This window comes from Micromonospora sp. WMMD735, assembly GCF_049178995.1.
Taxonomy (GTDB): domain Bacteria; phylum Actinomycetota; class Actinomycetes; order Mycobacteriales; family Micromonosporaceae; genus Micromonospora; species Micromonospora wenchangensis.
The window spans coordinates 3,164,610-3,178,679 of the sequence record NZ_JBMHMJ010000002.1; the positions used below are offsets into that span (position 1 = coordinate 3,164,610).

The following is a 14,070-nucleotide window of genomic DNA, read 5'->3' on the forward strand; positions in this document are numbered from 1 at the left end:
GGCCGGCCGGGTGCGGATGCTTCCCCACACCACACCCGGCCGGCGAACCGGCGGGTTCGTCGCCCGCCGCCCGGGGGTCGTGGGCGGCGGGCGACGACCTGCCTTGACGGGACCGGGCTCGCGACTGCCCGGAACCCGGTGCGGTCCGCGAAACCGCACCTGCCCGGGCCGACGCCGCGAAACACCGCCCCGGGGGCGTTGGAACGGGTGTGCGAGTGAATCGAACACTCGTTCTAACTGCTCTGACAGTACACCCTGACCCCGACGAAAACGCAACGTGTGGCCTACGACCTGCCATCAGGTTCGGCCGCCCCGGACGACGGGCGGTGGACGGCCGGGTGCGGGGCGTCGGGGCGTACCGGGGAGAATGGGCCGCATGCAGTCACACCCGAACGTGCAGGCGGTGCAGCGGGCGCTCGACGACGCGGGCGCGCGGGACGGTTCCGGCGCGGCCAGCCGGGTCCGCCTGCTGCCCGAGGCGGCGCACACCGCCGTCGCGGCGGCCGACGCGCTCGGCGTCGCCGTGGGCGCCATCGCCAACTCGCTGGTCTTCGACGCCGACGGCACGCCGCTGCTGGTGCTCACCTCCGGCGCGCACCGGGTGGACACCGCCGGCCTGGCCGCCTGGCTCGGGGTGACCCACCTGCGCCGGGCCACCCCCGACTTCGTCCGCACGCACACCGGGCAGGTGATCGGCGGGGTCGCCCCGGTCGGCCACCCCGGGCCGCTGCGCACCCTGGTCGACACCGCCCTGGCCGGGCACCCGCAGGTGTGGGCCGCCGGTGGCGTACCGCAGGCGGTCTTCCCCACCACCTACCCGGAGCTGCTGCGGATCACCGGCGGCACCCCCGCCGAGGTGGCGTGAACACCACCCCGGAGCTGGTCACCCTGCACGTGTGGCGGGTGCCCCGGGCCGCCGTGGGCCGGGCGTTGGCCCGGATGGCCCGGCACCCGTGGCGGCTGCGGCGCACCCCCGGCGTACGGTTCGGCAAGCTGCTCGGCACCGGGACCGGCACCGGCTTCGGCCCGGGGGACGCCGACCTGACCCGGTGGGCGGCGCTGGTGGTGTGGGACTCCCCCGCTGCGGCGGCCGGCTTCGACGCCTCCCCGGTCGGTCGTTCCTGGGCCCGGATCGCCCACGCGTCGGCCCGGCTGGAGCTGCGCCCGGTGACCAGCCGGGGCGAGTGGTCGGGCCGGCGGCCGTTCGGCGAGCCGGCGGGCGGCCGGGTCGACGGGCCGGTGCTGGCGCTGACCCGGGCCCGGCTGCGCCCCCACCGGGCGCTCACCTTCTGGAAGGCCGTCCCGCCGGTCGCCGCCGCGCTGCACGCCGCGCCGGGGCTGCTCGCCCGGTTCGGTGTCGGTGAGGCGCCGCTGGGTTGGCAGGGCACGGTCAGCGTGTGGCGCGACCCGACGGACCTCGTGGCCTTCGCGTACCGTCACCCGGAGCACCGCGCGGCGATCACCCGCACCCCCACCGAGGGGTGGTACGCGGAGGAGTTGTTCGCGCGCTTCGAGGTGCGCGCAGTGGTCGGTGACCGGTCGGTGCTGGGCTGGGTCGCCGACGGTGGTCCGCAACCGTGAGAGGACACGCATGAGGTTGGTGCGGTGGACGCCGGAGGATCTCGTCCGGCGGCTCGACGACGTGGTCGCGGTGTACGGGGAGGCGATGGGCTACCGCAGCGACCTGCTGGAGGCCCGACGCGGCTACATCGCCACCCACGCCCGCCGGCCCGGGTTCCGCGCCGTCGCCAGCCTCACCACCGAGGGTCACCTGGCCGGCTTCGGCTACGGCTACCTCGGCGCGGGTGGGCAGTGGTGGCACGACCAGGTCTACCGGGCGCTGGACCCGGATGCCCGGCAGCGCTGGCTGACCCACTGCTTCGAGGTGGTCGAGCTGCACGTCCGACCGCCCGCGCAGGGGCACGGCCTGGGCGCCCGGCAGCTCACCGCCCTGCTCAGCCTCGCCGAGGGCGGCACCACCCTGCTGTCCACCCCGGAGGCCGACGAGCGGACGTCGCGGGCCTGGCGGCTCTACCGGCGGTTCGGCTTCGTCGACGTGCTGCGGCACTTCCGCTTCCCCGGCGACGAACGACCGTTCGGGGTGCTCGGCCGGGACCTGCCGCTGCCCCGGCCCGACACGTCCGGGCCGGCCGCGTCGTGACCCGCCGGCACGTCCCGTGGCTGCTGCTGGCCCTGCTGGTGCTGATCCAGATCTGCTACCCGCTCACCACCGGGGTCACCCGGGCCCGGCTCACCGTCGCCACGGTCGTGCTGGGCTACCTGCTGTCGGTGGGGCACGCGCTGCTCACCCGGGGTCCCCGCACGGCGGCGGCGCTGGTCGCGGTGGCCACCGGCGGCGGGTTCGCCATCGAGGCGTTGGGGGTGGCGACGGGCTTCCCGTTCGGCAGCTACGACTACTCGGGCGAGTTGGGGCCGAAGCTGGCCGGGGTGCCGTTGATCATCCCGCTGGCCTGGACCTGGATGGCCTGGCCCGCCTGGCTGGCCGCCGTCCGGCTGACCACGCCCGCCGGCCGGACGCCCGCCGCCCGCACACCGGCGGGGCACGTCGGGCGGGTGGCGTTGGCCACCGTCGGGCTGGCCGGCTGGGACCTCTTCCTCGACCCGCAGATGGTGGCCGAGGGCTACTGGGTGTGGCGCGACGCCACCCCGGCGCTGCCCGGACTGCCCGGCATCCCGGTCAGCAACTACCTGGGCTGGCTGCTGTTCGCGGTGCTGCTGATGAGCGCGCTGCGCCCGCTGGCCGGGCCGGCCGTCGCGGTCACCGGCTCCCGCGACGACCCGATGTTCGCCCTCTACCTGTGGACGTACTTCTCCAGCGTGCTGGCGCACGCGGTCTTCCTCCGGCTGCCCGCCTCGGCGCTGTGGGGTGCGGTGGGCATGGCGGTGGTGGCGGTGCCGCTGGCGGTGACCCTGCTGCGTGCCCGACGCCGGCCCGCCGACCGGCCGGCACCGGCCCGCACCGGCGTCGACACCCCGGCATGAGCGGCACCCGGTCCGGTCGACCCGCCCCGCCACCGCGCCGGCACCCGACACCGGGACGACGACCGCACCCGGCCGGGTCGGTGGGGGCGCGGCGGTGACCGTCGTCGCGCTCGTGCTGGCCGTCGCGGTGACCGCGCTGACCGCGCACACCTGGGTCAACGCCCGGTACTTCCTGCGCCGGCCCGTCGACGGGCCGGTCGGGGTCGACGAGACCGTGGCGGTGCTGCTGCCGCTGCGCGACGAGGCCGACCGGGTCACCCCGTGCCTGCGCGCGCTGCTCGCCCAGCGGGGGGTGCCGGGGCTGCGGATCGTGGTGCTCGACGACGGTTCGACCGACGGCACCGCCGAGGTGGTCCGCACGGTCGCCGGCGACGACCCCCGGGTCACCCTGCGCGCCGGGGTCACCCCGCCACCGGGCTGGCTGGGCAAGCCGTACGCCTGCCACCAGCTCGCCGGGCACGCCGACCCGGCCGCCACCGTGTACGCCTTCGTCGACGCGGACGTGGTGCTCACCCCGTACGCGGTCGCGGCGGCGGTGACCGAGCTACGCGCGGCGCGGGCGACGCTGCTGTCGGCGTACCCGGGGATCCTGGTGCGGACGGTGGGTGACCGGCTGGTGCAGCCGCTGTTGCAGTGGTTGTGGCTGACCTTCCTGCCGCTGCGCGCGATGGAACGCTCGCCACGGCCGTCGCTGGCCGCCGCCGGTGGGCAGTTCCTGCTGGTGGACCGGGCCGGCTACGAGCGGGCCGGCGGGCACGCCGCCGTCGCCGACCGGGTGCTGGAGGACATCGAGCTGGCGCGGGCGGTGAAACGCGCAGGCGGGCGGATCGCGCTGGCCGACGGCTCCCGGCTGGCCGCCTGCCGGATGTACGAGACCTGGCCGCAGCTGCGTGACGGCTACACCAAGTCGCTCTGGGCCACCTTCGGTCACCCGGTGGCCGCCGCGGCCGTGGTCGCCGCGCTGCTGCTGCTCTACACCGCGCCGCCGCTGCTGACGGTGGCCGCGCTGGTGGCGGGTTCGCCGCCGGCCGCCGGGCTGGCCCTGACCGGGTACGCGGCGGGAGTCGCCGGGCGGGTGGTCAGCGCCCGCGCCACCGGCGGCCGGGCCTGGCCCGACGCGCTGGCCCACCCCGGCTCGGTCGTGGTGCTCGGTTGGCTGACCCTGCGGTCGTACCATCTGCGGAAGCGGCGTCGCCTGTCCTGGCGTGGCCGCCCGGTCAGCTAGGAGGCGCGGCATGGCGCGGATCGTGGTCATCGGCGCCGGCGTGGGCGGGCTGGCCACCGCCGCCCGGCTCGCCGTCGGCGGGCACGAGGTGACCGTCTTCGAACGGTCCGACACCGTCGGCGGCAAGCTCGGCAGGTACGTCCACGACACCCCGGCGGGCAGCTTCCACTTCGACACCGGGCCGAGCCTGCTCACCCTGCCGCAGGTCTTCCACGACCTGTTCGAGGCCACCGGCGCGAAGCTCGACGAGTACCTCGACCTGACCCCGCTGGACCCGATCGTGCGGCACGTCTTCCCCGGCGGCGGGCCGGCCCTCGACTCGTGCGCCGACCCGGACGAGTTCGCCGCCCGCATCGGCGCCGCCCTCGGCGACCGGGCCGCCGCCGACTGGCGGCGGCTGTGGCGGCGGGCCGCCCGGGTGTGGACCGCGTCGCACCGGGACATCCTGCGACGTACCGTCGACTCGCCGCGCGACCTGGCGGCGCTGGCCTGGCGGCTGGGTGACCTGGCCGCGATCGGGCCCGGCCGCACCCTGCGCGGGCTGGGCCGCAGCCACCTGTCCGACCCCCGGCTGCGGATGCTGCTCGACCGGTACGCCACCTACACCGGCGCGGACCCGCGCCGCGCCCCGGCCGCGCTGGTCGCCGTCCCCTACGCCGAGCTGACCTTCGGCGGCTGGTACCTGCGCGGCGGGCTGGGCACCCTGGCCGACGCGCTGCTCTCCCGCTGCCTGGACCTGGGCGTGACGGTCCGCACCGGGGAGACCGTCACCCGGATCGACGCCGCCGGGGGCCGGGTGCACGGGGTACGCCTCGCCGGGGTCCACGCGCCCGTCCCCGCCGACGTGGTCGTCGCCAACGCCGACGCGCTCACCGTCTACCGGGACCTGCTGCCGCACCCGGGGCGGCTGGCCGCGCTCACCGACCGCAGCCTGGCCGGTTTCGTGCTGCTGCTCGGGGTACGCGGGGACTCCGGGCTGGCCCACCACAACGTCTTCTTCCCCGACGACTACGACGCCGAGTTCGACGCCGTCTTCGGCGCTCCCGGGCGCGGGGTGCGGGCCCGGCCGGCGGCCGACCCGACGGTCTTCGTCACCGTGGCCGACGACCCGATGGTCCGCCCGGCCGGGCACGAGGCGTGGTTCGTGCTGGTCAACGCCGCCCGCCACGGCACCGCACCGGACGCCGTGGACTGGCGTCGGCCGGGGCTCGCCGACGCGTACGCCGACCGGATCCTCGACGTGCTCGCCGCGCGCGGGGTCGACGTCCGGGACCGGCTGGTGTTCCGCGAGATCCGTACCCCCGCCGACCTGGACGCCGCGACGGCCGCGCCCGGCGGGTCGATCTACGGTACGGCCGGTGGGCTGCTCCGCCCGGCCAACCGGGGCCCGGCGCGCGGGCTGTGGCTGGTCGGCGGCTCCACCCACCCCGGCGGCGGCCTGCCCATGGTCACCCTGTCCGCGCAGATCGTCGCCGACGAGATCGGCCCCGCCTGGTAGGCCCAGCCCTGCCTGGCCCGCCGGGCCGGGGCCGCGTCGCCGCCGGATGGCCACTGTTGCGGCGAAACAGCGGTGTCCCGCGTCTCGGAGGCCGCTGTTTCGCCGACATTGAGTTGATCATCGCCCGGCCGCGTCGCCGACCAGGCGGCGGGAGTGTGACGGCGAGGTGCCGGGGGTACAGGGGCCGGCGGCGGGGGCGGGCGGGTCAGCCGGCGGCGGGGGCGGGCGGGCGGGTCAGCCGGCGTCGAGCAGGGCGCGGCGGACGGTGGACAGCAGCTGACCCAGGCCGAAACCGGCCAGCAGCACCCAGACGGCGGTGGCCATGGTGATGGTGCCGGCGGCCAGGTCGAGGTCGATCAGCCCGGTCAGCCCGGCCAGCAGCAGCCCGACCAGGGCGACGCAGACCCGGGTGGGCCGCTCCCCCACGGTGACCGCGCCGATCTCCCGCATCCCGGCGGCCACCGCGCGGGCCCGCACGTACTCGTGCAGCCAGGACAGCGCGCCGGCCGCGACCACCAGCGCTCCGGGTGCTCCGACCAGCCAGAACGCCGCCAGCCAGGCGATCTCACCGAGCCGGTCGGCGACCGAGTCGTAGACGTAGCCGAGCCGGGTGGTCCGGCCGGTGGCGACCGCGACCGCCCCGTCGACGCTGTCGGCGACCGAGGCGAGCAGCACGAACAACGCGCCGACGATCGGCCCCTGCCCCGACCGGGCGCTGAACAACGGCACGCACAGGCAGAGCAGCACCCCACCGACGGTCACCGCGGTCGGGGTCACCCGCAGCCGACCCAGCACGTAACCGACGTGGTACGCGAAGCGCAGCCAGGCACGGACCACCGGCGCGGCGACCCGGGGGTCGAAGCCGCCGTGCAACCGTGCCCACGCGGTCGCGTACTCGTCCCACTTCAGCTGTGTGCCCACCATCGGTCAACCGTCGCGGCGCGGTCGAGGTGTCGGGGCCGGCGCGTTCACACCCGGGCGTCGGCCCGCAGGCTGCGCCACACCTCCCGGGTCGCGGGCGAACGGTTGAGGGTGATGAAGTGGATGCCGGGCACCCCCTCGTCGAGCAGCCGGGCGCACATCTCGCTGGCCTGTTCGATGCCGAGCCGGCGGACCGCCTCCGGGTCGTCGGCGACCCGCTCGAACCGCGCGGCCAGCGCGGGCGGGAACGGCGCGCCGGACAGCTGCACCGAGCGTTCGATGGTGCCGATCTGGGTCACCGGCATCACCCCGGCCAGGATCGGGGTGTCGCAGCCGGCCGCCGCCACCCGGTCGCGCAGCCGCAGGTAGTCGTCGGCGTCGAAGAACATCTGGGTGATGGCGAACTCCGCGCCCGCCCGGCACTTGCGGACGAAGTGCGCGGTGTCGCTGGCCACGTCGGCCGAGCGGGGGTGCTTGTAGGGGAAGGCGGCCACCCCGACGCTGAAGTCGCCGGCCTCGCGGACCAGCCGGACCAGGTCCTCGGCGTAGTCGACGCCCTCGGGGTGGCGGACCCACTCGCCCCCCGGGTCGCCGGGCGGGTCACCCCGGACGGCGAGCACGTTGCGCACCCCCACGCCGGCCAGCCGCCCGATCACGTTGCGCAGCTCGGCGACGGAGTGGTTGACGGCGGTCAGGTGGGCCATCGGCAGCAGGGTGGTCTCGGTGGCGATCCGCTCGGTCACCGCGACCGTGGTGTCCCGGGTCGAGCCGCCGGCCCCGTAGGTGATCGACACGAACGACGGGCGCAGCGGCTCCAGCTCCCGGATCGCCTGCCAGAGCAGCCGCTCCCCCTGCGCCGTCTTGGGCGGGAAGAACTCGAAGGAGAACGTCGGTTGGCGGTCGCGGATCAGCTCCCCGATCGCCGGCTGGGGATTGGGAAGGACGGAGGGAAGACCGAGCGCCACGTGACGACTCTAGCGGGCGACGCCGCCCGCCCTCACGCACTTCCCACCGGAGCATCGACACCCACCGAAACCTGACGTCGGTCGCCGCCGCGGACGGCGTCGTACCCCGGGGGTAGAACGAGGGGGCGCGGGTGGCACCGGTGGGGGCCGGTGCCCGGGGTCACGCGCGGGGGTCGGCAGCACGCCACCGTGGCACGCCGGCCGCCCTGCGGGGCGGGCGGGGCCGCGCCGACATCCGCCGGAGGACCGATGACCCCGTCCGACCCCCGCCCGCTCGGGCCGCTGATCACGCAGCTCCGGCTGGCCCGGGGCTGGAGCCAGCGGCGGCTCGCCGACGAACTCTGCGCCGCCGCCGGCACGGCCACCCTGACCCGGCACGAGGTGTCCCGCTGGGAACGCTCGGTGCGCGTCCCGGGCGACCGCTGGCGGCGGCAGCTCGCCGTCGTGCTCGACGCCCCGATCGGGCCGCCGTCCGCCGGGTCGTCCCGCGCCCGGCGGGCCGGTCCGGGCCGGAACCGCCGCACCGGGGCCGACGGGCCGACCGGCCTGCGGACGGGCCGAACGGCGTCCGCAGGGGCCGGTGCGCCACCGGAGCGACGCCGGGCCGGCGTGACGTCGGGCCGGCCCGGTGTCGGACGCGCTCCGTCCCGTCCGGCCGGACGCCCCGACCGGCCGGCCCACCCGGGGCAGGCGGCGGACCGGGTGACGCGCCGAGGCGCTGGTGAGGCGGTGGCGGTGGGGACCGGCTAGCGTCGTGGCGTGACCCACGCTGCTCCCGTCTCCCCCGTCGACCGTGCCGGCCTACGGCAGCGTGTCGACAAGGCGCTGACCGAGTTCCTGGCCGGCCGGCGTAGCTGGATGGCCGGCATCGACGACGCCCTGACGCCGCTCGCCGAGACCATCGAGGGGTTCGTGCTCGGTGGCGGCAAACGGCTGCGCCCGGCGTTCGCGTACTGGGGGTTCCGGGGGGCCGGCGGGGTGGACGCCGACCAGGTGGTGACCGCCCTGGCGGCGCTGGAGTTCTTCCAGGCCAGCGCCCTGATCCACGACGATCTGATGGACCGCTCCGACACCCGGCGCGGCGAGCCCGCCGTGCACCGGCGGTTCGCCACCCGGCACCGCGCCCACGGGTGGGGCGGCGACCCGGACGCCTTCGGCGACGCGGCGGCGATCCTGCTCGGCGACCTCTGCCTGGTCTGGTCCGACGAGCTGCTGCACTCCGCCGGGCTGGACCCGCACACGGTGGCACGGGCCCGGCCGGTCTTCGACGAGATGCGCGGCGAGGTCACCGTCGGGCAGTACCTGGACGTGCTGACCCAGGCCACCGGGGAGGTGTCGCTGGACCGGGCGGGCAAGGTGGCCCGGTACAAGTCGGCCAAGTACACCGTCGAGCGGCCGTTGCTGCTCGGTGCCGCGCTCGCCGCCGCGTCCGCCGACGTGCGCACCGCCTACTCGGCGTACGGGTTGCCGCTCGGTGAGGCGTTCCAGCTCCGCGACGACGTGCTCGGGGTGTTCGGCGATCCGGCGCAGACCGGCAAGCCGGCCGGGGACGACCTGCGCGAGGGCAAGCGCACCTACCTGGTCGCGGCGGCGGTCCAGGCCGCCGACGAGGCCGGCCGGGAGCTGCTGCTCGGCCGGCTCGGCGATCCGGAGCTGGACGGGGACGGGGTGACCCGGCTCCGTGAGCTGATCGCCGGCACCGGCGCGCTGGCCCGTACCGAACAACGCATCGTCACCCTGACCGACGCCGCGCTGGCCGCCCTGGCCGGCGTCGACCTCGACACCGAGGCCCGGCAGGCCCTGGTGGACCTCGCCATCGCCGCCACCCGCCGCGCCGACTGACCCCTCAGGCGGCGCGGCGGGGCGGGTCAGAAGCCGAGGGCCTGGGCGCGGCGTTTGACCTCGCGGGCGTGGTCGCCGCCGAGGGTGGCCGCGCCCGTGCCGCCGGAGAGGGTGTCGTCGGGCTCGTAGAGCCAGCGCAGGGCGGCCTCGTCGTCGTAGCCGGCGTCGGCGAGCAGGGTGAGCACGCCGGGCAGGTGCTTGAGCACCGTCTTGTTGGCGACCAGGTCGGCGGGGATCCGGCGTACCCCGTCGCGGCGGACGGCGAGCAGTTCGCGGTCCCGGATCATCTGGTGGACCTTGCTGATCGACAGGTCGAGCCGCTCGGCGACGTCCGGGAGGGTGAGCCACGCGGCCGGGTCGCTGGGGCCGCAGAGGTCGCTGCCGGCGGACTGGTCGGCGGGTACGGGTTCGGTCACCGGACCACCCTGCCACGTCGCCCGGCCGCCCGTGCAGCGGCACCCCGTCGGGCCGGGGCGAGCGCGGCGGGACCGACCGGCACCGACCCCGGCTGTAGCATCCTGTTCAACCTTCACCCTCAGGACACATAGACTCCCTGCCGATGGACATACAGGTCGCCGACACGTTGCTGGGCTCGCTGCTCGACGGGCGCTACCGCATTCGCGGTCGCGTGGCCCGTGGTGGCATGGCGACCGTGTACACCGCCACCGACGAGCGCCTGGAGCGTACCGTCGCGGTGAAGATCATCCACCCGTCCCAGGCCGCGGAGGCGCGGTCCCGGGCGGCGGGCTTCCCGGACCGGTTCACCGACGAGGCCAAGGCCATCGCCCGGCTGACCCACCCCAACGTGGTCGCCGTCTACGACCAGGGCACCCACCAGGGGCTGCCTTACCTGGTCATGGAGTACGTCCGGGGACGCACCCTGCGCGAGGTGCTGGCCGAGCGCCGCCGGCTCAACCCCGACGAGGCACTGGCGATCATGGAGCAGATGCTCGCCGCGATCGCCGCCGCGCACCGGGCCGGGCTGGTCCACCGCGACGTCAAGCCGGAGAACGTGCTGGTCGCGGAGGCGCCCACCGGTGGGGTGGCCAACCTGGTCGACAGCGTGGTCAAGGTCGCCGACTTCGGCCTGGCCCGCGCGGTGGAGGCCAGCGCCGAGGAGGGCGACGGCAACCAGCTGATGGCGACCGTCGCGTACGTGGCGCCGGAGCTGGTCACCGACGGACGCGCCGACCCGCGCACCGACGTCTACTCGGCGGGCATCGTGCTGTTCGAGATGCTCACCGGCCGGGTGCCCTACGACGGGGACCGCCCGGTCGACGTGGCCTGGCAGCACGTCGACAAGGACGTCCCGGCCCCGTCGGTCCTGGTGCCCGGCCTGCCCCGGGTGCTCGACGAGCTGGTCGCGCGGGCGACCCGGCGGGACCCGGGCGCCCGGCCGGCCGACGCGGGCGCCCTGCTGGCCGAGGTGCAGGTGGCCCGGGACGACCTGGGCAACCCGAACGCGCACACCGCCGTGCTGGGCCGGGTGGCCGGGGAGCTGCCGGCGGTGGCCGAGCCGACGATGGTGGTCGCGGCGGTCAGTCCGGTGACCCGGCCGACCTGGGCCCGGTTGCCCGAGCCGGCCGCCCCGCAGCGCCCGCACCGGCGGCGGGCCACCGAGAGCGCCGGCCTGGGGTCCCGCCTGGCGGAGCTGCGTACCCGGGTGATGGGCACCCCGCGCGGACGGCTGTCGGTCGCGGCGGCCGTGGTGGTGGTCGGCCTGCTCGCCGCGATGGGCGGCTGGTGGGTGGGGGTGGGCCGGTACACGGTCGCGCCGCAGCTGGTGAACCTGAGCCGGGCCGACGCACAGGCGCAGGCGGACCGGGCGGGTTTCCAGGTCGCCTTCGCCACGCCGCGCTACGACGAGAAGATCCCCCGCGACGGGGTGGTCGCCCAGGACCCGGGCTCGGCTGCCAAGATCCTCAAGGGTGGCACCATCACGCTGACCCTCTCCCTGGGCCCGGAGCGGTTCCCGCTGCCGGACGTCGTCGGCAAGGAGTTCGACCTGGCCGAGGCCGACCTGACCAGCGCGAAACTGGTGGTCGCCAAGGGCACCCCCCGCTACGACGACAACCTGCCGGCCGGGGTGGTGGTGGACACCAACCCGAAGGTGGGCACCGAGGTGAAGCCGGGCACCAAGGTGACCGTCATCCTCAGCCGGGGCCGCGCCCCGATCACGGTGCCCGACCTGGTCGGCAAGAGCCTCACCGACGCCCGCACCGCCCTGTCCCGGCTCGGCCTGGAGCCGGTCGAGACGTACAAGGAATCCGACAAGCCACGCGACGAGGTCCTCGGGCAGAGCCCGGCCGACGGCGCGGGCGTGGAGAAGGGCACCAAGGTCAAGCTGGACGTCAGCAAGGGCCCGCCGCAGGTGACCGTGCCCCGGGTGGTCGACCTGCCCTGCCAGCAGGCCAAGCAGCAGTTGGAGGGGGCCGGGTTCACGGTGAACGTGCAGTTCAACCCCAACGGCATCGTCCGGTTCCAGAACCCGGGCGAGAACTCGCAGGTGCCGCCGGGCACCCCGGTCACCCTGGGCTGCCTGTGAGCGGCCACCGGCCGGTCGGCTCGCACACCCCGACCTCGGGTGGGCTGGCCAGGGCGGCCCTGCCGTACGTGGACGCGACCGGCTCCCGGGTGGTGCAGGTCTACGTCTCCAACTCGCGGGGCTGGGCGCTGCCGCCCGGCGACCCGGCCCAGGACGCGCTGTTCGCCGAGGGCTGCGCCGCCCGGGGCGTACCGGTCTACATCCACGCGTCGCTGCTGGTCAACCTCGGTTCGCCCACGGCGGCGACGGTGGAGAAGTCGGCGCAGACGCTGGCGCACGCGCTGCGCCGGGGGCGGGCGATCGGGGCGCGGGGCGTGGTGTTCCACGCCGGCAGCGCGGTCGACGCCGGCTACGCCGAGACCGCCATGCGACAGGTACGCGAGGCGCTGCTGCCGCTGCTCGACGCGACCACGGCCAGCGGCGGTCCGTTGCTGCTGGTGGAGCCGAGCGCCGGTGGCGGCCGGTCACTGGCCTCCCGGGTGGAGCACCTCGGCCCCTACCTGGACGCGGTCGACAGGCATCCGGGGCTGGGCGTGTGTTTCGACACCTGCCACGCCTGGGCGGCCGGGCACGACCTGGCCGTGCCGGGCGGCATGACGGCCACGCTGGACACCCTGGTCGCCACGGTCGGGGCGGACCGGCTCAGGCTGATCCACGCCAACGACTCCAAGGACCTGTGCGGTTCGACCCGGGACCGGCACGAGAACATCGGCAAGGGCAACATCGGCGAGCCGGCCTTCGCCGAGTTGATGGCCCACCCGGCGACCGCCGGCATCCCCGTCGTCGTGGAGACCCCCACCGAGAAACACGAGGGCCACGCCACCGACATCGCCACCCTCACCCGCCTCCACCCCTGACGGCCGCCCCTCCCCCGCACGCCCTCCCCACTCGACACCGCCGGCTCGACGCCACCGGCTCGACGCCACCGGTGATCAAGAGGTTCGCGTCAAATGTGATCTCCAGGCTGACGCAAACCTCTTGATCAACGCCGGAAGGCGCGGGCGGCGCGGAAGGTGCGGAAGGTGCGGAAGGCGTCGGTGGGGGTCAGGGGGTGAGCAGGTCAGGGAGGATCTTGGCGGCGTGGTCGACGGCGGTGTCGTCGACGTCGAGGTGGGTGACCAGGCGGGCGGTACGGGGGCCGAGCACCGACAGCAGCACCCCCTCGGCGCGGGCGGCGGTGGCCAGGGCCCGCGCGTCGAGCCGGTGCCCGGTCAGGTCCAGCGGCACGATGTTGGTGCGTACCGGGCCGGCGAGCACCCCGCACGGGGCGAGCGCCTCGGCGAGCCGGGCGGCACGGGCATGGTCGTCGGCGAGCCGGTCGAGATGGTGGGTCAGGGCGTACCGGCCGGCGGCGGCGAGCACCCCGACCTGCCGCATCCCGCCGCCCATCCGCTTGCGCAGGAACCGGGCCCGGTCGATCCGCGCGGCACTGCCCACGACCAGCGAGCCGACGGGTGCGCCGAGGCCCTTGGAGAGACAGACCGACAGGGTGTCGAAGAGCGCGCCGTACTCGTGCAGCGGCACCCCGTCGGCGACGTGCGCGTGCCAGATCCGGGCGCCGTCGCAGTGCAGGGCGAGGCCGGCGGTGTCGGCGACGCGGCGCAGCTCCCGCAGGGTAGCCAGCGGGATCACCCCACCACCGCCCCGGTTGTGGGTCTGTTCCACGGCGATCGCCCGGGTCGGCACCGCGAAGTAGCCGTCCGGCCGGATCATCGCCTCCACCACGGCCGGGTCCAGGCCCGCGCCGAGGGTCGGCCAGGTCCGCGTGGAGATCGCACCGTACGCCGCCGCCGCGCCGACCTCGTACGTCACCACGTGCGCGTCGGCGTCGCAGAGCAGCTCGTCACCGGGCGGGACGACCAGTTGCAGGGCGATCTGGTTGGCCATCGTCCCGGTCGGGGCGAAGAGCGCCGCCTCGTGCCCGAACAACGCGGCGACCTCGGCCTCCAGCGCGTTGACCGTCGGGTCCTCGGCGTAGACGTCGTCGCCGACCTCGGCGGCGGCCATCGCCTCCCGCATCCCGGCGGTCGGTCGGGTCACCGTGTCGGAACGCAGGTCGGCCACCGGACCG

14 protein-coding genes are annotated in these 14,070 nt (G+C 75.8%); 10 read left to right on the plus strand and 4 right to left on the minus strand.

Annotated features, from left to right (window positions below; genetic code table 11):
* Window positions 1-376: 376 nt before the first annotated feature.
* From ACN268_RS13245 to ACN268_RS13270, 6 genes are all read left to right on the plus strand, one after another.
* Entirely contained in the window at window positions 377-865 is a 489-nt protein-coding gene (locus ACN268_RS13245; protein ID WP_421483465.1) for a YbaK/EbsC family protein, read from the plus strand.
* Entirely contained in the window at window positions 862-1,581 is a 720-nt protein-coding gene (locus ACN268_RS13250; RefSeq protein ID WP_421483466.1) for a monooxygenase, read from the plus strand. The genes ACN268_RS13245 and ACN268_RS13250 overlap by 4 nt, the downstream gene beginning before the upstream one ends.
* 10 nt (window positions 1,582-1,591) lie before the next feature.
* Entirely contained in the window at window positions 1,592-2,161 is a 570-nt protein-coding gene (locus ACN268_RS13255) for a GNAT family N-acetyltransferase (protein WP_421483467.1), read from the plus strand.
* Window positions 2,158-3,003 (plus strand): carotenoid biosynthesis protein, encoded by an 846-nt coding sequence (locus ACN268_RS13260; protein ID WP_421483468.1) that lies wholly within the window; start codon window positions 2,158-2,160, stop codon window positions 3,001-3,003. Before ACN268_RS13255 ends, ACN268_RS13260 begins: the two co-directional genes overlap by 4 nt.
* 112 nt (window positions 3,004-3,115) lie before the next feature.
* Window positions 3,116-4,228 carry a glycosyltransferase gene (locus ACN268_RS13265; RefSeq protein WP_421486881.1) on the plus strand — a complete coding sequence of 371 codons (1,113 nt, stop codon included), beginning with the start codon at window positions 3,116-3,118 and terminating at the stop codon, window positions 4,226-4,228.
* A 10-nt stretch (window positions 4,229-4,238) separates the two neighbouring features.
* Window positions 4,239-5,726 carry a phytoene desaturase family protein gene (locus ACN268_RS13270; protein WP_421483469.1) on the plus strand — a complete coding sequence of 496 codons (1,488 nt, stop codon included), beginning with the start codon at window positions 4,239-4,241 and terminating at the stop codon, window positions 5,724-5,726.
* A 234-nt stretch (window positions 5,727-5,960) separates the two neighbouring features.
* Here the strand turns inward: ACN268_RS13270 and ACN268_RS13275 are convergent, their stop codons facing one another.
* Together ACN268_RS13275 and metF are read right to left on the minus strand one after the other, a co-directional pair.
* Entirely contained in the window at window positions 5,961-6,650 is a 690-nt protein-coding gene (locus tag ACN268_RS13275; RefSeq protein WP_204927790.1) for a CDP-alcohol phosphatidyltransferase family protein, read from the minus strand.
* A gap of 44 nt (window positions 6,651-6,694) precedes the next feature.
* Window positions 6,695-7,612, minus strand: a complete 918-nt coding sequence (metF, locus tag ACN268_RS13280; protein ID WP_088643011.1) for a methylenetetrahydrofolate reductase [NAD(P)H] — start codon at window positions 7,610-7,612, stop codon at window positions 6,695-6,697.
* 249 nt (window positions 7,613-7,861) lie between these two features.
* Between metF and ACN268_RS13285 the strand changes: the two genes are divergently transcribed.
* On the plus strand, window positions 7,862-8,362 hold the full coding sequence (locus ACN268_RS13285; protein ID WP_421483471.1) for a helix-turn-helix domain-containing protein: 501 nt from the start codon (window positions 7,862-7,864) through the stop codon (window positions 8,360-8,362).
* 9 nt (window positions 8,363-8,371) lie between these two features.
* Window positions 8,372-9,454: a polyprenyl synthetase family protein gene (locus ACN268_RS13290; protein WP_421483472.1), complete on the plus strand. Its 1,083-nt coding sequence runs from the start codon at window positions 8,372-8,374 to the stop codon at window positions 9,452-9,454.
* A 26-nt stretch (window positions 9,455-9,480) separates the two neighbouring features.
* Here ACN268_RS13290 and ACN268_RS13295 read toward each other — a convergent pair whose 3' ends face one another.
* Window positions 9,481-9,870 (minus strand): Rv2175c family DNA-binding protein, encoded by a 390-nt coding sequence (locus ACN268_RS13295; RefSeq protein WP_421483473.1) that lies wholly within the window; start codon window positions 9,868-9,870, stop codon window positions 9,481-9,483.
* A 143-nt stretch (window positions 9,871-10,013) separates the two neighbouring features.
* Between ACN268_RS13295 and pknB the strand changes: the two genes are divergently transcribed.
* Window positions 10,014-11,999 (plus strand): Stk1 family PASTA domain-containing Ser/Thr kinase, encoded by a 1,986-nt coding sequence (gene pknB / locus ACN268_RS13300; protein ID WP_421483474.1) that lies wholly within the window; start codon window positions 10,014-10,016, stop codon window positions 11,997-11,999.
* The gene (locus tag ACN268_RS13305; protein WP_421483475.1) at window positions 11,996-12,856 is read left to right on the plus strand and encodes a deoxyribonuclease IV; all 861 of its coding nucleotides are present in this window, start codon (window positions 11,996-11,998) and stop codon (window positions 12,854-12,856) included. Before pknB ends, ACN268_RS13305 begins: the two co-directional genes overlap by 4 nt.
* A 187-nt stretch (window positions 12,857-13,043) precedes the next feature.
* Here ACN268_RS13305 and ACN268_RS13310 read toward each other — a convergent pair whose 3' ends face one another.
* A complete protein-coding gene (locus ACN268_RS13310) occupies window positions 13,044-14,063 on the minus strand; it encodes a threonine aldolase family protein (protein WP_421486882.1) in 1,020 nt (339 codons plus the stop codon).
* Window positions 14,064-14,070: the final 7 nt, after the last annotated feature.